The organism is Acidovorax sp. NPDC077693 (assembly GCF_044542805.1).
Classification (GTDB): Bacteria; Pseudomonadota; Gammaproteobacteria; order Burkholderiales; family Burkholderiaceae_C; genus Acidovorax.
Genome location: NZ_JBITVD010000028.1, coordinates 1 through 18,845, shown reverse-complemented (window position 1 = coordinate 18,845; position 18,845 = coordinate 1). Strand labels below are relative to the sequence as shown.

At 63.4% G+C, this 18,845-nt stretch carries 18 protein-coding genes; all 18 read left to right on the top strand.

What is annotated here, in order from left to right:
- Positions 1-192 precede the first annotated feature (192 nt).
- The 18 genes from ACIGHN_RS27225 to ACIGHN_RS27140 all read left to right on the top strand — a co-directional run bounded on the left by ACIGHN_RS27225 (position 193) and on the right by ACIGHN_RS27140 (position 18,695).
- Positions 193-1,815 (top strand): pseudouridine synthase, encoded by a 1,623-nt coding sequence (locus ACIGHN_RS27225; protein WP_396507368.1) that lies wholly within the window; start codon positions 193-195, stop codon positions 1,813-1,815.
- Between the two features lie 92 nt (positions 1,816-1,907).
- A complete protein-coding gene (ndk, locus tag ACIGHN_RS27220) occupies positions 1,908-2,333 on the top strand; it encodes a nucleoside-diphosphate kinase (RefSeq protein WP_056173919.1) in 426 nt (141 codons plus the stop codon).
- Between the two features lie 87 nt (positions 2,334-2,420).
- Positions 2,421-3,542 (top strand): 23S rRNA (adenine(2503)-C(2))-methyltransferase RlmN, encoded by a 1,122-nt coding sequence (gene rlmN / locus ACIGHN_RS27215; RefSeq protein WP_396507366.1) that lies wholly within the window; start codon positions 2,421-2,423, stop codon positions 3,540-3,542.
- A 35-nt stretch (positions 3,543-3,577) separates the two neighbouring features.
- Positions 3,578-4,411: a type IV pilus biogenesis/stability protein PilW gene (gene pilW, locus ACIGHN_RS27210; protein WP_396507364.1), complete on the top strand. Its 834-nt coding sequence runs from the start codon at positions 3,578-3,580 to the stop codon at positions 4,409-4,411.
- Positions 4,404-5,354, top strand: coding sequence for a helix-turn-helix domain-containing protein (locus tag ACIGHN_RS27205; RefSeq protein WP_396507405.1), 951 nt, complete (start codon positions 4,404-4,406; stop codon positions 5,352-5,354). The genes pilW and ACIGHN_RS27205 overlap by 8 nt, the downstream gene beginning before the upstream one ends.
- The gene (gene ispG, locus ACIGHN_RS27200) at positions 5,354-6,634 is read left to right on the top strand and encodes a flavodoxin-dependent (E)-4-hydroxy-3-methylbut-2-enyl-diphosphate synthase (protein WP_396507362.1); all 1,281 of its coding nucleotides are present in this window, start codon (positions 5,354-5,356) and stop codon (positions 6,632-6,634) included. The genes ACIGHN_RS27205 and ispG overlap by 1 nt, the downstream gene beginning before the upstream one ends.
- Positions 6,635-6,783: 149 nt before the next feature.
- Positions 6,784-8,052 (top strand): histidine--tRNA ligase, encoded by a 1,269-nt coding sequence (gene hisS, locus ACIGHN_RS27195; RefSeq protein WP_396507403.1) that lies wholly within the window; start codon positions 6,784-6,786, stop codon positions 8,050-8,052.
- A 13-nt stretch (positions 8,053-8,065) separates the two neighbouring features.
- Positions 8,066-8,755, top strand: a complete 690-nt coding sequence (locus ACIGHN_RS27190; RefSeq protein ID WP_056411693.1) for a tetratricopeptide repeat protein — start codon at positions 8,066-8,068, stop codon at positions 8,753-8,755.
- A 2-nt stretch (positions 8,756-8,757) separates the two neighbouring features.
- A complete protein-coding gene (gene bamB, locus ACIGHN_RS27185; RefSeq protein WP_396507360.1) occupies positions 8,758-9,924 on the top strand; it encodes an outer membrane protein assembly factor BamB in 1,167 nt (388 codons plus the stop codon).
- A 17-nt stretch (positions 9,925-9,941) separates the two neighbouring features.
- Positions 9,942-11,285, top strand: a complete 1,344-nt coding sequence (der, locus tag ACIGHN_RS27180) for a ribosome biogenesis GTPase Der (RefSeq protein ID WP_396507358.1) — start codon at positions 9,942-9,944, stop codon at positions 11,283-11,285.
- A 106-nt stretch (positions 11,286-11,391) separates the two neighbouring features.
- The gene (hfq, locus tag ACIGHN_RS27175; RefSeq protein ID WP_056411903.1) at positions 11,392-11,649 is read left to right on the top strand and encodes an RNA chaperone Hfq; all 258 of its coding nucleotides are present in this window, start codon (positions 11,392-11,394) and stop codon (positions 11,647-11,649) included.
- Positions 11,650-11,709: 60 nt separating this feature from the next.
- The gene (gene hflX / locus ACIGHN_RS27170; protein ID WP_396507356.1) at positions 11,710-12,888 is read left to right on the top strand and encodes a GTPase HflX; all 1,179 of its coding nucleotides are present in this window, start codon (positions 11,710-11,712) and stop codon (positions 12,886-12,888) included.
- A gap of 52 nt (positions 12,889-12,940) precedes the next feature.
- Positions 12,941-14,323 (top strand): FtsH protease activity modulator HflK, encoded by a 1,383-nt coding sequence (gene hflK / locus ACIGHN_RS27165; protein WP_396507355.1) that lies wholly within the window; start codon positions 12,941-12,943, stop codon positions 14,321-14,323.
- Between the two features lie 9 nt (positions 14,324-14,332).
- Positions 14,333-15,247 (top strand): protease modulator HflC, encoded by a 915-nt coding sequence (hflC, locus tag ACIGHN_RS27160; RefSeq protein WP_396507353.1) that lies wholly within the window; start codon positions 14,333-14,335, stop codon positions 15,245-15,247.
- Between the two features lie 33 nt (positions 15,248-15,280).
- Positions 15,281-15,463 carry a DUF2065 domain-containing protein gene (locus ACIGHN_RS27155; protein ID WP_396507352.1) on the top strand — a complete coding sequence of 61 codons (183 nt, stop codon included), beginning with the start codon at positions 15,281-15,283 and terminating at the stop codon, positions 15,461-15,463.
- Positions 15,464-15,550: 87 nt separating this feature from the next.
- A complete protein-coding gene (locus ACIGHN_RS27150) occupies positions 15,551-16,699 on the top strand; it encodes an ATP phosphoribosyltransferase regulatory subunit (protein ID WP_396507350.1) in 1,149 nt (382 codons plus the stop codon).
- 28 nt (positions 16,700-16,727) lie between these two features.
- Positions 16,728-18,104 (top strand): adenylosuccinate synthase, encoded by a 1,377-nt coding sequence (locus ACIGHN_RS27145; RefSeq protein WP_056411679.1) that lies wholly within the window; start codon positions 16,728-16,730, stop codon positions 18,102-18,104.
- A gap of 66 nt (positions 18,105-18,170) precedes the next feature.
- The gene (locus ACIGHN_RS27140) at positions 18,171-18,695 is read left to right on the top strand and encodes a phosphoribosyltransferase (RefSeq protein WP_056411678.1); all 525 of its coding nucleotides are present in this window, start codon (positions 18,171-18,173) and stop codon (positions 18,693-18,695) included.
- Positions 18,696-18,845: the final 150 nt, after the last annotated feature.

The following is an 18,845-nucleotide window of genomic DNA, read 5'->3' as shown; positions in this document are numbered from 1 at the left end:
TCCAGAGCCAGAGCCAGAGCCAGAGCCAGAGCCAGAGCCAGAGCCAGAGCCAGAGCCAGAGCCAGAGCCAGAGCCAGAGCCAGAGCCAGAGCCAGAGCCAGAGCTGCGCAGGGACGATTTTTTTGACAATGTGGAGACAGGTCTCCACGATGACGACGCCGATACCCCCGGTGGTATCCAGGGAAAAACTTGATGAACGATTCGACCCCCGACAACCCGGCCACCGAGCCGGACGCAGAGCCCGCTGTAGCGGCCAAGAAGCCGGCTGCCAAGCGTGCGCCCCGCAAGAAGCCCGCCCCGGCCGTGGTGGCGGCGGACGCGCCGGTGGATGCGGTGAGCGTGGACTCGTCGTCCGCCGAGGCTCCACAGCCGTCGGAGCAGCCTGCACAGCTGGACGTGGCTTCCGCGCCCGCCGGCGACGAGGCTCCCCAGGGTGAAAATCCGAGTGCAGTGGATGCGCCGGATGCCGCGGATGCCGCCGAGGCAGCCGACGTGCCTGCGCGTGGCGACCGGCGTCCTCCGCAGGGTCAGTCCCGCGGCCAGCGCCCGCCGCGCCCTGAGGGCGAAGGCCGTGGCCAGAAGCGCAACCAGCCTGCGCTGGCGGTGGATGGTTATGAGTTTGCGGATGTGGTGTCGGGCCGCTTCGACGACGAAGAAACCTCTGCAGAGGCCGTGCCCGCCAAGCGCGTGCTTCTGCCTCAGGTGGAAACCCCCAAGCTGCACAAGGTCTTGGCGCAGGCGGGCCTGGGCTCCCGGCTGGAGATGGAGCAGCTCATCCTGGAGGGGCGCATCTCCGTCAACAACGAGCCGGCCCACATCGGCCAGCGCATCCAGTACGGCGACCAGGTCAAGGTCAACGGCAAGCCGATCCGCTACCGCATCGACCCGCCGCCAGCCCGTGTGATCGCTTATCACAAGCCCGTGGGCGAGGTGGTGACGCACGACGATCCGCAAAACAGGCCCACCGTGTTCCGCAAGCTGCCGCGCCTGATGCAGGGCAAGTGGCAGTCCGTGGGTCGCCTGGATCTGAACACCGAAGGGCTGCTGCTGTTCACCAGTTCAGGCGAGCTGGCCAACAAGCTGATGCATCCGCGCTTTGGCCTGGAACGTGAGTACGCAGTGCGTGTGCTGGGCGCGCTCAGCAACGAAGAGAAGCAAAAGCTGCTGGACGGCGTGCGCCTGGACGACGGCATGGCCGCTTTCGGTTCCATCGAAGATGGCGGCGGAGAAGGCTCCAACTGCTGGTACCGCGTCACGATCTCCGAAGGGCGCAACCGCGAAGTGCGCCGCATGCTGGAGGCCGTGGGTCACGCGGTGAGCCGCCTGATCCGTATCCGCTACGGCGCCATGGTCTTGCCGCGCGGCCTCAAGCGGGGCGCATGGCTGGAGCTGGACGACAGCGACATCCGGGCCCTGGTCCGGGCCGCAAGTGCCGGTGCGCCCGAAGGGGCTCCAGCGCGCGCCGAGGGCCCGGCCGGTGCCCATGGCGATGCGGGTTCCCGCAATGGTGACAAGCGCCAGCGGGGCGGCCGCAATGCCTCGCGCGGCAATGGTCCGCGCCGCGACGGTTTCCCCAGCCCGACCGGAGCGTTTGGCGGGCAGGCGCCCGCACGCGGACAAAAACCGCGCCGCGATGGCGGTGGCCAGGGGCAGGGCGGCCGTGGCAATGGCTCGGGGGGCAGTGCGCAACCCGACCCGATGAAGACCTCGGTGGGCTACATCGGCACGGACAGCCTTGCGCGCCATCGCCAGGACAAGCGCCGCCCCGGTGGCGGTGGCAGCGGCGGTGGTGGCCCTCGGCGCGGTGGGCGTTGACGCGCCGACCCGTCGGCGCTGCCGGTTAGAATCGAGGGCTTTGTCCGCTGGACAAACGAATCACAGCTAAATCATTCATTCAGGAAATCAACATGGCAATCGAACGCACTCTCTCCATCATCAAGCCCGACGCAGTGGCCAAGAACGTCATCGGTCAGATCTACGCCCGCTTTGAAGCTGCTGGCCTGAAGGTTGTGGCCGCCCGCATGGTGCACCTGTCGCGCCTGGAAGCCGAGCAGTTCTATGGCGTGCACAAGGAGCGTCCTTTCTTCAAGGACCTCGTGGACTTCATGATCTCCGGCCCCGTGATGATCCAGGCCCTGGAAGGCGAGAACGCCATCCTGAAGAACCGCGAACTGATGGGCGCCACCGACCCCAAGAAGGCAGAAGCCGGCACCATCCGCGCTGACTTCGCCGACAGCATCGACGCCAATGCGGTGCATGGCTCCGACGCTGCCGAAACGGCTGCCGCAGAAGTCGCTTTCTTCTTCCCCGGCCTGAACGTCTACTCGCGTTGATATGGTGATCCCCATGCCTGTTCCCGCCATGGTGGGATGCCTGCGTCATGGGGAGCACTGCGCCCGGCCCCATGGGAGGTCGGTGCGATGACCACGAACCTGCTCGAATTCGATCTCGACGGCCTGGCGGCCTTCTGTGAGCAGTTGGGGGAAAAGCGCTTTCGCGCCACCCAGCTGTTCCGCTGGATACACCAGCGCGGCGCCAGTGACTTCGACGCCATGAGCGATCTGGCCAAGGCCTTGCGCGACAAGCTCAAGGGCTGCGCCCGGGTCGAGGCGCTGCCTGTCATTTCTGAACACGTGTCGTCCGACGGCACCGTGAAGTGGCTGTTCGACGTGGGCGACGGCAATGCGGTGGAGGCCGTGTTCATCCCCGAGGATGACCGCGGCACGCTGTGCATTTCATCCCAGGCGGGTTGCGCCGTGGGGTGCCGTTTCTGCTCCACGGGACACCAGGGTTTCAGCAGAAACCTGACCACCGGCGAAATCATCGCCCAGCTGTGGTTTGCCGAACATTCGCTGCGCAAGCGCCTGCACACCGACGAACGGGTGATCTCCAACGTCGTGATGATGGGGATGGGTGAACCGCTGCAGAACTACACCGCTCTCGTGCCGGCACTGCGCGCCATGCTGGACGACCACGGCTATGGCCTGTCGCGCCGGCGCGTGACGGTCTCCACATCGGGTGTGGTGCCCATGATGGACCGGCTGTCCCAGGACTGCCCCGTGGCCCTGGCGGTGTCGCTGCATGCGCCCAATGATCCGCTGCGCGACAACCTCGTGCCGCTCAACCGCAAGTATCCGATCGAGGAGCTGCTCGAGGCCTGCAACCGCTATCTGGCGCATGCGCCACGCGACTTCATCACGTTCGAATACTGCATGCTCGACGGCGTCAATGACCAGATCGAGCATGCGCATCAACTCATTGAGTTGGTGCGTCCGGCGCGCGGCGCTGGCGTGCGCTGCAAGTTCAACCTGATCCCCTTCAATCCGTTCCCCGCATCAGGGCTGTTGCGTTCGCCGCAGAATCAGGTGCTGGCTTTTGCCAAGGTCTTGAGCGATGCAGGTATTGTCACGACAGTGCGCAAGACCCGCGGCGATGATATCGACGCCGCCTGCGGGCAACTGGCGGGTGATGTCAAAGACCGCACACGTGCCGCTGAACGCATGGCAAAGCAGCGCACAATCGTTCTCAAACCGGTGAATTGATCGACGGATATCGGCTTACTTCAAGGAGGCGCTACATGGTGGGATTGGTTGGACGCTGGCAGCAATGGTGCCGCTGGACACTGGTGGCGTGCGGGTCGGTCGCCTGCATGGCGGTCCTTCAAGGCTGCGCAACCAATTCTGGCGGTGCCGCCAATGATTCGGATGCCGGGCTGGTGACCCCATCCGACGAGCCCGAAGCACGCCGCCGCGCGCGCATTCGCTTGGAACTGGCGTCCAACTATTTCGAAAATGGGCAGACGGCTGTGGCGCTGGATGAAGTGAAGCAGGCGCTGGTAGCTGACCCCAGCTACACGGACGCTTTCAACTTGCGCGGCCTCATTTACATGCGCCTGAACGATCTTATTCAGGCCGAGGACAGTTTTCGCCGGGCCCTGGCACTGCGTGCTAACGATCCGAACCTGCAGCACAACTATGGATGGTTGATGTGCCAGCAGCAGAAGTATGCAGAAGCGGACCAGCAGTTCGTGCGTGCATTGGCCAATCCAGCGTATCTCACACGTTCGAAGACCTTGATGGCCCGCGGGCTGTGCCAGTCGGGCGCGGGCCAGTTTGTGGAGGCCGAGCAATCGATGCTGAAGGCCTATGAGCTGGACGCTGCGAATCCCGTCGTTGGCTATCACCTTGCTTCGCTTCTTTTGCGGCGCGATGAGCTGACCCGTGCCCAGTTTTACATCCGTCGCCTGAACAACAGCCAGTTTGCCAATTCTGAATCGCTCTGGCTGGGTATCAAGATCGAGCGAGCGCTGGGCGATACGGTGGCGATGCGGCAATTGGTAGACCAGTTGCGCAAGCGGTTCCCGGAATCCCGGGAACTGGGTGCATACGAACGCGGGGCTTTCAATGAGTGAGGTTGTGGAGGGTGCTGTGACGGTAACGGCAGGCGGGTTGCTGCGTGAGGCGCGCCAGGCGAGCGGAATGCACATCGCGGCTTTGGCGGTGGCACTGAAGGTGCCCGTCAGCAAGCTCGAGGCCCTGGAGGCCGACGACTATGCGGCGCTGCCGGACACCGTGTTCGTGCGGGCACTCGCATCCAGCGTGTGCCGGACGCTCAAGGTGGACCCGGGGCCCGTCCTCTCCCTTTTGCCCCAGAGCCAGAGTCCGCGTTTGTCTGCCGACAGCGCCGGGCTGAACGCGCCGGTCAAGGTAAGTGCCGGAAAGTCTTCGTCATCCTCGGCATCGTTTTCTTCCGGCGGCAATGCGCGGTCGCGATCCGTGTCGTTGGTGGTGCTCGCCTTGCTGGTCGGGGCTGTGGCTGTGTTCTTTTTCCCCCGCCAGCCTGGCGGCTGGTCGTTCCTTTCTTCCGGGCCTGCAACCCAGCCCGGCGCGGGCGAGCCCGTGCCGGCATCGCCGCCCACCGAGCCTGCGTCGGTGGTAGAGCCTGTGGCAGTGACTGCGCAGACAGTGGCCAGCGATCCCGTCGCCACGGCACCCGGCGCACGCCCGACCGCCTCGGCTCCTGTGGCGGGTGCGGGGCCGGCTGCTGCTACCGCTACCGCTGCTACGCCTTCGCCTGCGGTGGCAGCCAGTGAACCGGCCAGTGCGGCTGCGGTGGCTTCCGGTACCCTGGTGCTGCGTGCGCGCAGCCAATCCTGGGTGCAGGTCAAGGATGCTGGGGGTGCTGTGGTGCTGCAGCGCAACCTGGCGGCAGAAGAGTCTGTTTCCGTGAGTGCTCCGGCGCCTTTGGCGGTGGTGATCGGCCGTGCCGACGCCACCGAAGTCTTTGTGCGTGGCAAGCCTTTTGATTTGGCGGGTGTATCGCGTGAGAACGTCGCCCGTTTCGAGGTGAAATAGTGGAAAAGCTCCCAACTGAGTTCGGACCCATCGCGGTCGCGTCTGCATTGCCCCGCCGGTCGCGGCAAGCCAGGGTGGTGTGGGGTTCGCGCGTGGTGACCGTGGGCGGTGATGCCCCCGTGCGCGTGCAGTCCATGACCAACACGGACACGGTGGATGCCATCGGCACCGCCATCCAGGTCAAGGAACTCGCGCAGGCCGGGTCGGAGTTCGTGCGCATTACCGTGAACACGCCCGAGGCGGCTGCGGCTGTGCCGTACATCCGCGAGCAGTTGGACCGCATGGGCGAGAGCGTTCCCCTGGTGGGTGACTTTCACTACAACGGCCATCGGCTGCTGACGGACTTTCCGGATTGCGCCCAGGCCCTGTCCAAGTACCGCATCAACCCCGGCAATGTCGGCAAGGGCGACAAGCGGGACAAGCAGTTCGGCCAGATGATCGAGGCCGCCATGCGCTGGGACAAGGCAGTGCGCATCGGTGTGAACTGGGGCAGCCTGGACCAGGAACTGTTGGCGGACCTCATGGACACCAATAGCCGGCGCGCCACCCCCTGGGAGGCACGCCAGGTCATGTACGAGGCCCTGATCACGTCCGCCATCGAGTCCGCGCGCCGCGCCGAAGCCATGGGCCTGGACGGCAACCAGATCATCCTGTCGTGCAAGGTCAGTGGTGTGCAGGACCTGATCTCGGTGTACCGCGAGCTGGCACGCCGCTGCGACTATGCGTTGCACCTGGGCCTGACGGAAGCCGGCATGGGCACCAAGGGGACGGTGGCGTCTGCTGCGGCGCTGTCGGTGCTGCTGCAAGAAGGCATCGGCGACACCATCCGGGTGTCCCTGACGCCGCAGCCTGGCGAAGCGCGCACCCAGGAGGTGGTGGTGGCGTCCGAGATACTGCAGGCGCTGGGCCTGCGCGTGTTCGTGCCCAGCGTCACCGCGTGCCCTGGGTGCGGCCGCACGACCAGTACGACGTTCCAGGAGCTCGCCAAGCAGATCGACGATTTCCTGCGTGCCCAGATGCCGGTGTGGCGAGTGCGTTACCCCGGCGTCGAAGGCCTGCGTGTCGCGGTGATGGGCTGTATTGTCAATGGCCCGGGCGAGAGCAAGCATGCAGACATCGGCATCAGCCTGCCGGGCACGGGCGAGGCCCCTGCGGCCCCCGTCTTCATCGATGGTGAGAAGGCCCTGACCCTGCGTGGCGACAACATCGCCAACGAGTTCCATCAAATTGTCGAGCAGTACATCGAGAAGCGTTTCGGCGCTGCGGTGGCTGTGAACTGACACCCCGCGCCGCACCTGCCCACGGGCCCGTGGGGGAGTGCGTGGCGGCGGCATTCTTACCCCCTGCAAGATCACGGAAAAGAACAGTTGTGAGCAACGAAAAAATCGCCGCGTCACCCAAGCCTGAAAAGCTGGTGGCGGTCAAAGGCATGAACGACATCCTCCCACCCGAGTCTGCCCGGTGGGAATGGCTGGAAGACAAGGTGCGCCAGCTGATGGCACGCTACGCCTACCGCAACATGCGCACCCCTATCGTCGAGCCTACGCCGCTGTTCGTGCGCGGCCTGGGGGAAGTGACCGATATCGTCGAGAAGGAGATGTACTCCTTTGTCGATCAGCTCAACGGAGAACGCCTCACGCTGCGCCCGGAAGCCACCGCAGGCGTGGTGCGCGCGGTGGTCGAGCACAACATGCTGTATGAAGGCGGCAAACGCCTGTACTACATGGGGCCCATGTTCCGCCATGAGAAACCGCAGCGTGGCCGGTACCGCCAGTTCCACCAGGTGGGTGCCGAGGCTCTGGGCTTCGGAGGCCCCGAGGTCGACGCCGAATTGATCTTGCTTGCCAACGCGCTGTGGCGTGACATTGGCCTGCGCAATGTGCGCCTGGAGCTCAACAGCCTGGGCCAGCCCGAGGAGCGCAAAGCGCACCGCGCGGCCCTGATCGCCTATTTCGAGCAGAACGCCGACCAGCTCGATGAAGAGGCGCGCCGCCGACTGCATGCCAACCCGCTGCGGATCCTGGACACCAAGAACCCTGCCATGCAGGCGCTGGTGAATGCGGCGCCCCGCCTCATCGACTTCCTGGGGGCGGAATCGCTGGCCCATTTCGATGCGGTCAAATCCATCCTGGATGCCAACGGCGTGGCATGGACGGTCAACCCGCGCCTGGTGCGCGGCATGGACTACTACAACCTCACGGTGTTTGAGTTCATCACCGAGCAACTGGGCTCGCAGGGCACCATCTGTGGTGGTGGGCGCTATGACTATCTCATCGAGCAGATCGGTGGCAAGCCCGCGCCCGCCGTGGGCTGGGCATTGGGCGTGGAGCGCGTGCTGGAACTGCTCAAGGAGCAGGCCGGCGAGATCCCTGCGCTGGTGCCTGACGCCTACGCCATCATTCCGGGCACGGCTGCGTTGCCGGTGGCGGTCACGACCATCGAGCGCCTTCGCGGACTGGGCATCAGCGTGCAGATGCATGCGGCTCCTGCGGCAGGCGGGGGTATGGGCAGCATGAAGTCGCAATTCAAAAAGGCAGACGCCAGCGGTGCACGCTACGCGCTCATTTTTGGCGAGGACGAACTCGCCAGGGGCATGGTCGTGGTCAAGTCGCTGCGCGATGGCGCGGGCGGCGCACAGACCGAGCATCCCCTGGACGCGGTCTCGCAATGGGCGTCCACCCTACAATCCAATAGCTAAACCGAACACATCCATGGCAAAACATCTCGACCTTGAAGAACAAGAACAGCTTGACCAGCTCAAGCACTTCTGGAACACCTGGGGCACCCTGATCAGCTCGGTGCTGCTGGTGGTGGCCGGCTCCCTGGCCGCCTGGCAGGGCTATCAGTACTGGCAAAACCGCCAGGCCAGCCAGGCTGCGGCGCTGTTCGACGCCGTGGACGTGGCGGCCCGTGCAGGCGACCAGGCGCGAGTGGCGCAGGCGTTTGGCGATCTCAAGTCCAAGTACGCCGGCACTGCGCAGGCCGCACAAGCGGGTCTGACCCTGGCCAAGACGGCAGTGGATGCGGGCAACGCAGAGGCTGCCAAAGAACCGCTGAGCTGGGTGGCTGAGCATGCTGGCGACGAAGGCTTGAAGGCGATTGCCAAGCTGCGCCTGGCCAGCGTACTGATGGATCAGAAGAACTACGACGACGCGCTCAAGCAGGTGTCGGGCAGCGTTCCTGCAGAGTTCGACGCGGTGTTTGCGGATCGCCGGGGCGACATCCTCGTGTCGCAGGGCAAGCGCGCAGAAGCGATAGCCGAGTACACCAAGGCCTACAAGGGGCTGGAAGAGGGCGTCGAGTACCGCCGTCTCGTCGAGATCAAGCTGGGTGCTCTGGGCGTGTCTCCCCAGGGTGTGGCGGTGGCCGCAGCGGCTGCGCCTGTCGAAGGGGCCAAGTAACCATGAATCTCGTCCATAGCAACAGCCCTGTGGGCCATCGTTTGTTTGTGCGCAGCGTTTGCTCGGCCTTGCTGCTGGGCGCGCTGGCGGGTTGTTCGCTGTGGAACAGCGGCAGTTCGAAGCCAGTGCCTGCAGACCTGGGGGCCAATGTGGCCGTTCTCGGTGTGCGGCAGGCCTGGACGGCGCGCATCGGCAACGTCGGCGGTTTGCCGCTGGATGTGCATGCCGCTGGCAATGTCGTGACGTTGGCCTCGGCCGATGGCGTGGTGGCTGCAGTGGATGCCCGCACCGGCGGTGATCTGTGGCGTGCCACGCTGGCAGAGCCTCTGTCGGCGGGTGTGGGAAGCGATGGCAAGTCTGCCGCCGTGGTGCTGCGCAGCAATGCGCTGGTCTTGCTGGAGTCTGGCCGGGAGCGGTGGCGGGAACCGCTGGCAGCGCAGGTTTTCACGCCTCCCCTGGTGGCTGGTGGGCGCGTGTTCGTTCTGTCGGCCGACCGTTCCGTGGCGGCCTACGATGGCGCGACGGGGCGCAAGCTCTGGAGCCAGCAGCGGCCCGGCGAGGCCCTGGTTCTGCGGCAGGCCGGGGTGCTCCTGGCTGTCGGTGATACCCTCGTCGTGGGGTTTTCAGGCCGCATGGTGGGTTTGAACCCTGACAACGGCAGTGTCCGCTGGGAAGCTCCCCTGGGCAGCTCGCGCGGCACCAACGATGTGGAGCGCCTGGTGGAGCTGGTAGGCCGCACCAGCCGCGTGGGCGACAGCATTTGCGCCCGCGCCTTCCAGGCGGCCGTGGGCTGTGTGAACGCCGCGCGTGGGTCCACCATCTGGACGCAGGCCGCCAGCGGCGCTGAAGGAGTGCACGGTGATGGCGATGCGGTGTTCGGTTCTGAAAGCAATGGCTCCGTCGTTGCATGGCGCCGCAGCGATGGCTCCCGCCTGTGGGCGACGGACAGGCTCAAGTACCGCAAGCTGACGGCCCCGCTGCTTCTGGGGCGTTCCGTGGTGGTGGGTGACGATAGCGGGCTGGTGCATCTGCTGTCCCGTACTGACGGTGCGCCGCTCAATCGGGTGGCCACAGATGGCTCCGGTATTGCGGCAGCGCCCGTGGTGGCAGCGGACACCCTTGTCGTGGTGACGCGTAACGGTGGAGTCTACGGATTCCGCCCTGATTGATTGATCGGTCTTATTCAATGAAGCCAGTTATCGCCCTCGTGGGGCGTCCGAATGTCGGCAAATCCACGCTTTTCAATCGCCTGACGAAGTCCCGCGACGCCATCGTTGCAGACTTTGCGGGGCTGACGCGTGACCGGCACTACGGCAATGGCAAGCAAGGCAAGCACGAGTACATCGTCATCGATACCGGCGGTTTCGAGCCTGATGCGTCCAGCGGCATCTACCGCGAGATGGCCAAGCAGACCCAGCAGGCCGTGGCAGAGGCCGATGTGGTCGTGTTTGTGCTGGACGCCCGTGCGGGCCTGTCTGCGCAGGACCACGACATCGGCAAGTACCTGCGCCGGCTGAGCAAGCCTTGCATACTGGTCGCCAACAAGGCAGAAGGCATGCTCGAAGGCGTGCAACTAGCCGAGTTCTACGAGTTGGGTCTTGGCCCCGTTTACCCGGTGTCTGCCGCCCACGGGCAGGGGATTCGTGATCTGGTCGATAGAGCGCTGGAGCCGCTGAACCTTCCGGACCCCGACGAGGCCGATGCCGAGCACGACAAGAGCGTCATCAAGCTGGCCGTGGCGGGGCGCCCGAACGTCGGCAAGTCAACCCTGATCAATACCTGGCTGGGAGAGGAACGGCTGGTGGCGTTCGACATGCCGGGAACGACACGCGATGCCATTTCCGTGCCCTTCGAGCGCAACGGCCAGCGGTTTGAACTGGTGGACACGGCCGGCCTGCGGCGCAAAGGCAAGGTCTTCGAAGCGATCGAGAAGTTCTCGGTGGTCAAGACGCTGCAGGCCATCGAGTCCGCCAACGTGGTTCTGCTGCTGCTCGATGCCACGCAGGGCGTGACCGACCAGGATGCCCACATCGCTGGCTATATCCTGGAAAGCGGCCGCGCGGTGGTCGTGGCCGTGAACAAATGGGATGCCGTGGACGACTACCAGCGCCAGTTGCTCGAGCGTTCCATCGAAACCCGGCTCGCCTTCCTGAAATTCGCATCGATGCATTTCATCTCCGCCAAAAAGCGCCAGGGCCTGGGGCCGCTTTGGGCGTCCGTGGCACAGGCGCACAGGGCGGCCACCTGCAAGATGTCCACGCCGGTGCTCACGCGTCTGCTGCTCGAGGCGGTGCAGTTCCAAAGTCCCAAGCGGGCCGGGATGTTCCGCCCCAAGATGCGCTACGCGCACCAGGGCGGCATGAATCCTCCGGTCATCGTGATCCACGGCAATTCCCTGGAGCATGTGACGGATGCCTACAAGCGCTTTCTGGAGGGGCGGTTCCGCAAGGAGTTCGACCTGGTCGGCACTCCGCTGCGCATCGAGATGAAGACGTCCCACAATCCCTTTGCGGACAAGGACGAGTCCTGATCCAAAAGCCGGGGCCTTGAAGGGCCTTGCGTTCAGTGGCTGGCGTGGCCTCTGGCGTGTGTTAAGGTGACGGTTTACAACAACAGTTTTGAACACGGAGAATATCGTGAGCAATAAAGGCCAACTTCTTCAAGATCCCTTCCTGAACGCACTGCGTCGGGAGCACGTTCCGGTCTCCATTTACTTGGTGAACGGGATCAAGCTGCAAGGGCAAATTGAATCCTTCGACCAATACGTTGTGCTGCTGCGCAACACGGTCACGCAGATGGTGTACAAGCACGCCATCTCCACCATCGTACCGGGTCGTGCCGTCAACTTCTCGACGGCCGACACTGCGGATGCAGACACCAGCAGCAACGCCTGAGTCCCCGCATCTGACTGAGTTTTCGTTTCTGGCCCGCATGGCGCTGGTGGGGCACCTTCCTTGAGCTCTCCCACGTCTTCTTCTCCAGGCGGCACGCCTGTGCTGCTGGTCGGGGTGGACTTCGGTCTGCCCCACTTCGACGGCGATCTTGAGGAATTGGGCCTGCTGTCTCAGACCGCGGGCATGAATCCTGTCGCGCGGATCACCTGTAAACGGAAGGCGCCCGATGCGGCGCTGTTTGTGGGCAGCGGCAAGGCGGACGAAATTCGGACGTTGGCGCAGATGCACGGCGCGGTGGAAGTTCTTTTCGATCAGGCACTCAGTCCGGCGCAGCAGCGCAACCTGGAGCGCCACCTCGAGCTTCCGGTCAACGACCGGACGCTTTTGATCCTGGAAATCTTCGCCCAGCGCGCGCGCAGCCACGAAGGCAAGCTGCAGGTGGAGCTTGCCAAACTGCACTATGTCAGCACACGGCTGGTTCGCCGGTGGTCCCACCTGGAGCGCCAGACGGGCGGCATCGGTGCGCGTGGGGGGCCTGGCGAGAAGCAGATCGAACTCGATCGCCGCATGATCAGCGATGCCATCAAGCGCACCCGTGAGCGGTTGGTCAAGGTCAAGCGCCAGCGTTCCACGCAGCGCAGGCAGCGCGAGCGGCGCGACACCTTCAACATATCGCTGGTGGGGTATACGAATGCCGGCAAATCGACGATTTTCAATGCGCTGGTAAAAGCCCGTGCTTACGCGGCCGACCAGCTGTTTGCGACGTTGGATACCACGACCCGGCAGTTGTACCTTGGCGACGCGGGGCGGTCGGTATCGCTGTCTGATACGGTGGGATTCATCCGGGATCTGCCCCACGGGCTGGTGGACGCTTTCCAGGCGACCTTGCAGGAAGCCGTGGATGCCGACCTGCTGCTGCATGTCGTGGATGCGTCCAATCCCGGCTTTCCAGAGCAGATGGCCCAGGTTCAGAAGGTTCTGCACGAAATCGGGGCGGCAGACATTCCGCAGATCCTGGTGTTCAACAAGCTCGATGCGCTGCCGGCCGAGCAGCGGCCGCCCCTTCTGCAGGACCACTATGAAGTAGACGGGGAAATGCTCCCTCGACTGTTCGTCAGTGCGCGAACAGGTGAGGGGCTGGATGCGCTGCGCAGTGCCTTGGCGTCCAAAGTCATCGAGGCTGCGCGGCAGGACATGACCCCTGATAGCGCCATTGAATTGCCGGGGGCTTTGCCCTGATTGGGCACAATGCCGCATTACCAATGCCATCAGAGAACCAGAGACTTTGCGCATGACTTTTCAAAATCGCACCCTACGCTGGGCTTCGCTTCCAGAACGTATCCGGGGCATGTTCAATCTGAACGATCCCCGTTGGGGGCGAGGCGATGACAACAAATCCGACGATGGCGCGCGTCCTGACGATCGCCCGTCGAACAACCAGCCTCCCGGCCACCGGGGTGGGGATCAGCAGCGCCCTGGCAACAATGGCCAGCCGCCGGATCTTGATGAACTCTGGCGCGACCTGAATCGCAAGCTGGGCGGTTTGTTCGGCGGCAAGAACGGCGGCGGACGTGGTATTGGCGGTGGCAATGGTTCCGGCGGAGGGTTCCAGCCCGACATGAAGAATGCCGGTGTGGGCGTCGGGTTGATCGCGGGCATTGCCTTCGTGATCTGGATGGGCACGGGCTTCTTCATTGTGCAGGAAGGCCAGCAAGCCGTCATTACCCAGTTCGGCAAGTACAAGAGCACCGTGGGGGCGGGTTTCAACTGGCGCCTGCCGTACCCTATCGAGCGCCACGAACTGGTGTTCGTCACGCAGATCCGTTCCGCCGACGTGGGCCGCGACACGGTCATCAAGAGCACCGGCCTGCGCGAATCGGCCATGCTTACGGAAGACGAGAACATCGTTGAAATCAAGTTCGCGGTGCAGTACCGCCTGAGCGATGCACGTGCCTGGTTGTTCGAGAGCAAGAACCCGACCGACGCAGTAGTGCAGGCGGCCGAGACCGCCGTGCGCGAGGTGGTGGGCAAGATGCGCATGGACACGGCCTTGGCCGAAGAGCGTGACCAGATCGCTCCACGCGTGCGTGCGCTCATGCAGACCATCCTCGACCGCTACAAGGTGGGTGTGGAAGTGGTGGGCATCAACCTGCAACAAGGCGGTGTGCGCCCTCCGGAGCAGGTGCAGGCGTCTTTCGATGACGTGCTCAAGGCTGGCCAGGAGCGTGAGCGTGCCAAGAACGAAGCGCAGGCATACGCCAATGACGTGATCCCGCGTGCCGTCGGCTCTGCCTCGCGCCTGAACGAAGAGGCGGCTGCCTACAAGGCCCGCATCGTGGCGCAGGCACAGGGTGATGCGCAACGCTTTTCCTCCATCCTGGCGGAATACCAGAAGGCTCCTCAGGTCACCCGCGACCGCATGTACCTCGAGTCCATGCAGCAGATCTACGGCAACGTGACGAAGGTGCTGGTGGAATCGCGCCAGGGTTCCAACCTGTTGTACCTGCCCCTGGACAAGATCATGCAGGGCGTGGCCAGTGGCACCGGGACGATCGATGCGCCAACAGCAAGCCCCGGTGCGCCGGCTGCAGCACCTGCCGTGCCATCGTCCACCTTTTCGAATGACCCCCGGGCTCGCGACAGCAGTCGCACCCGCGATCGTGAATCTCGCTAGGAGCTGCTCGTGAACAGAGTCGGATTTATTGCAACCACCCTGCTGGTGGTGCTTGCCCTGATGAGCTCCATGCTTTTTGTCGTGGACCAACGCCAGTTCGGCGTGTTGTATGCACTCGGCCAGATCAAGGAAGTCATCACCGAGCCTGGGCTCAACTTCAAGCTGCCGCCGCCGTTCCAGAACGTGTCGTACATCGACAAGCGTCTCCTGACCCTGGACAGCAGCGACACCGAGCCCATGCTGACGGCTGAAAAGCAGCGCGTGGTCATCGACTGGTACGTGCGCTGGCGCATTTCGGAGCCAACCGAATACATCCGCAATGTGGGTCTGGATGAAAGCGCAGGCGCCATGCAGCTCAATCGGGTGGTGCGCAACGCATTCCAGGAAGAAATCAACAAGCGAACGGTGAAGGAATTGCTGTCCCTCAAGCGCGAGGCCCTCATGGCCGACGTCAAGCGCGAGGTGCTGGAGACCGTCCGTGGTGCCAAGCCGTGGGGCGTCGATGTGGTGGATGTGCGCATCACCCGCGTGGACTATGTCGAGGCCATCACCGAATCCGTGTACCGCCGCATGGAGGCGGAGCGCAAGCGCGTGGCCAATGAGCTGCGCTCCACCGGGGCCGCCGAAGGTGAAAAGATCCGTGCCGATGCGGACCGCCAGCGCGAAGTCGCTCTGGCCAACGCGTACCGCGATGCGCAGAAGATCAAGGGTGAGGGCGATGCCGAAGCTTCGCGCATCTACGCCGAGGCATTTGGCCGCGACCCGCAATTCGCACAGTTCTACCGCAGCCTGGAAGCCTACAAGGCGAGCTTCAGCAAGAAGAGCGACGTGATGGTGCTGGACCCTTCGTCGTCGGAGTTCTTCAAGACCTTCCGTGGAGGCACCTCCACCTCGGCGCCTGCTGCTGCTGCTGCGCGCAAGTAGTTTGATCCGTCGGCCCTTGCCTGTTGCCTTGCCGTGAGTTCGGAGAGCCTTTGGATTGCCTTGGCACTGGTTCTCGTGATTGAAGGGGCCTTGCCCTTTCTTTCACCGCAAGGCTGGCGGCGCGCCGTGGCGCACATCGCGCAACTGCGGGATGGTCAGATCCGGTTTTTTGCCTTGCTGGCCATCCTGGCCGGTCTGGCGATGCTCTGGTTCTGACTTCCCGCTTCACCCTTCGCCGGATGACTTTCGGGGCCGTTCTCGGCTCCCGGTAGAATCGCGGTTTTAACAGCCTCCCCTTTTCTCATGTCTGCTTGGGTCCTTCCGGATCACATTGCCGATGTCTTGCCGTCCGAAGCGCGGCACATCGAAGAATTGCGTCGCGGGCTGCTTGATACAGCCCGTTGCTACGGCTATGAGCTGGTCATGCCACCACTGTTGGAGCACCTTGAGTCCTTGCTGACAGGCACCGGGGAGGCTCTGGATCTGCAGACCTTCAAGCTGGTGGACCAGCTCTCCGGCCGTTCAATGGGCCTGCGGGCGGATACGACGCCGCAGGTGGCGCGCATAGATGCCCATTTGCTCAACCGAAAGGGCATCACGCGGCTTTGCTATTGCGGGCCGGTCTTGCATACCCGGCCCGACCGCCCGCACGCCACCCGCGAGCCACTGCAGTTCGGCGCGGAAATTTACGGACATGCCGGGTTGGAGGCTGATCTGGAAGCTCTGCAACTGGCACGGGAGTGCCTGCGAGTCGCCGATGTGCAGAACACAACGATCGACCTGGCGGATGTCCGCATCGTCCGCAGTTTGCTGGCCGATGTTTCGCCGAACGCGCAGCTGCTGAGCGCGATCCATGCGGCGCTCGCGGCCAAGGACATCAGCGAGTTGGCATCCTTGACGCGGGACTTTCCCCGCGATTCGCGAGATGGTCTTCTGGCACTGCCGCACCTGTACGGCGATATCCGGGTGCTGGACGAAGCGGAAAAGGTACTCCACCGCTTTTCCGGCGTGCCCCAGCTGCTATCGAATTTGAAGTGGCTGGCATCTCGCCTGGATCAGGCTTCCGTCACTTTTGACTTGGCGGATTTGCGCGGTTATGCGTACTACAGCGGCGCCCGGTTTGCCATCTATGCACCAGGCGCCAGCGATGCGCTGGTGCGGGGCGGGCGTTACGACGAAGTCGGCGCCGTGTTCGGACGCAATCGCCCTGCAGCAGGCTTCAGCCTGGACATCAAGCAGGTGGTCGGTGTCGTATCTCCGCGCGCCTTGAAGGCCGCGATACGTGCACCCTGGGGTGAGTCCGCCGATGTCAATGCGGCCATTGCGCAACTGCGCGGGGCAGGGGAGACGGTGGTCTGTGTCCTGCCAGGGCATGAAAGCGAAGTGGATGAATTCCACTGTGACCGGGAACTGGTGCAGATTGCGGACCGCTGGGTCGTGCAGGCTGTTTGAGCAATTGAATAATTGAAGTGGTTTAGAGATGAAAGCAACCAAAGGTCGCAATGTAGTGGTCGTCGGAACCCAGTGGGGCGACGAAGGCAAGGGCAAGCTGGTCGATTGGCTTACGGAAAGCGCCCAGGGCGTCGTTCGCTTTCAAGGCGGCCACAACGCCGGTCACACCCTGGTGATCAACGGCGTCAAGACTGCGCTGCACCTGATCCCCAGCGGCATCATGCGCCCTGGCGTCAAGTGCTACATCGGCAATGGAGTGGTGCTGTCGGCCGCCAAGCTGTTTGAAGAGATCGAAGGCCTCGAAAAGGCGGGGGTTGAAGTGCGCTCCCGCTTGCGCATCAGCGAGGCATGTCCATTGATCCTGCCCTTCCATGCCGCGATCGACGTAGCGCGGGAAGCTGCGCGTGAGCAGGGTGGCACAGAGAAGATCGGTACAACGGGTCGAGGTATCGGTCCCGCCTACGAGGACAAGATTGCACGCCGTGCCCTTCGCGTGCAGGACTTGAAGTACCCCGAGCGCTTCGCAGCCAAGCTGCGCGAGTTGCTCGATCTGCACAACCATGTACTGACGACCTACCTGCGTTCTGCTTCGTTTGTCTTCGGCGACGCCTTGAAACCCTATATCCAGGACGGCAAGGTGCAGTTTGACGTGGTGTATGACGAGGCGATGCGCCATGCAGAATTGCTCAAGCCGATGATGGCGGACGTCTCGCGTGAACTCAACGAGGCCAACAAGGCCGGTGCGAACCTGCTGTTTGAAGGCGCACAGGGCACGCTGCTCGATGTGGACCACGGAACCTATCCGTATGTCACCTCCAGCAACTGCGTGGCTGGCAATGCCGCCGCGGGCTCCGGTGTGGGCCCTGGCATGCTGCACTACATCCTCGGCATCACCAAGGCTTACTGCACACGCGTGGGTGGCGGTCCGTTCCCGACGGAACTCGATTGGGAAACGCCTGGCACGCCGGGCTACCACATGAGCACCATCGGCGCCGAAAAGGGCGTGACCACTGGCCGCAGCCGTCGTTGCGGCTGGTTTGATGCCGCATTGCTCAAGCGCAGCGCCCAGGTCAACGGCCTGTCGGGCTTGTGCATCACCAAGCTGGATGTATTGGATGGCCTGAGTGAGTTGCTGCTCTGCACAGGCTATGAACTCGACGGCGAACGCATCGACCTCCTGCCGATGGGCGCTGAGGACATTGCACGCTGCACGCCAATCTATGAAACCCTGCCAGGCTGGAGCGAATCCACTGTGGGCGTCACCGATTACGCCAAGCTGCCGCAGTCTGCGCGCAACTATCTCGAGCGCATCGAGCAGGTCACCGGGGTTCCGATCGACATGATCTCGACCAGCCCCGATCGCGATCACACCATCATGATGCGCCACCCCTACGTCGCGGCTTGAGTTGAGTTGCGCCGCGCGAGTTTTGCAGTCGTTTCACCCATAGCTATATAAGCAGGAGCCATCCCCATGTTGACCGAAGACGGCAAGCACCTTTACGTGAGCTACGACGAGTACCACAGCTTGATTGAGAAGCTGGCGCTCAAGGTGCATCAGTCTGGTTGGGAGTTCGACACCATCTTGTGTCTTGCGCGGGGCGGCCTGCGCCCTGGTGACATTCTCAGTCGCATCTTCGACAAGCCACTGGCCATCATGTCGACAAGCTCTTACCGGGCAGAAGCTGGAACCGTGCAGGGCCACCTGGACATCGCACGCTTCATTACCACCCCCAAGGGCGAGATCGCAGGCAAAGTCTTGTTGGTGGATGATCTGGCGGACTCGGGTCACACCCTCCATGCCGTGATCAACATGCTCAAGACCAACTATGCGCCCATTTCTGAATTGCGCAGCGCTGTGATCTGGACCAAGGGCCTGTCGACTTTCACGCCTGACTACTCGGTGGAGTTCCTTCCCTCCAACCCATGGATTCACCAACCCTTCGAGGGCTACGACAGCCTCAGTCCTGAAAAGCTGCTGGAGAAGTGGCGAGTCTAGGGCGAGGATTGACAAGGTAGGTCCAAGTTTTTTGCACTTTTCCTTGTCACCGCCAAAAACGGTGCTATAGTCGAGGGCTTCGCTACTGAGACGGCTGCTGCAGATTGCAGGAGATGTTGAAGTTCAGGAGGTTGGTTGGTGATGAAGGCT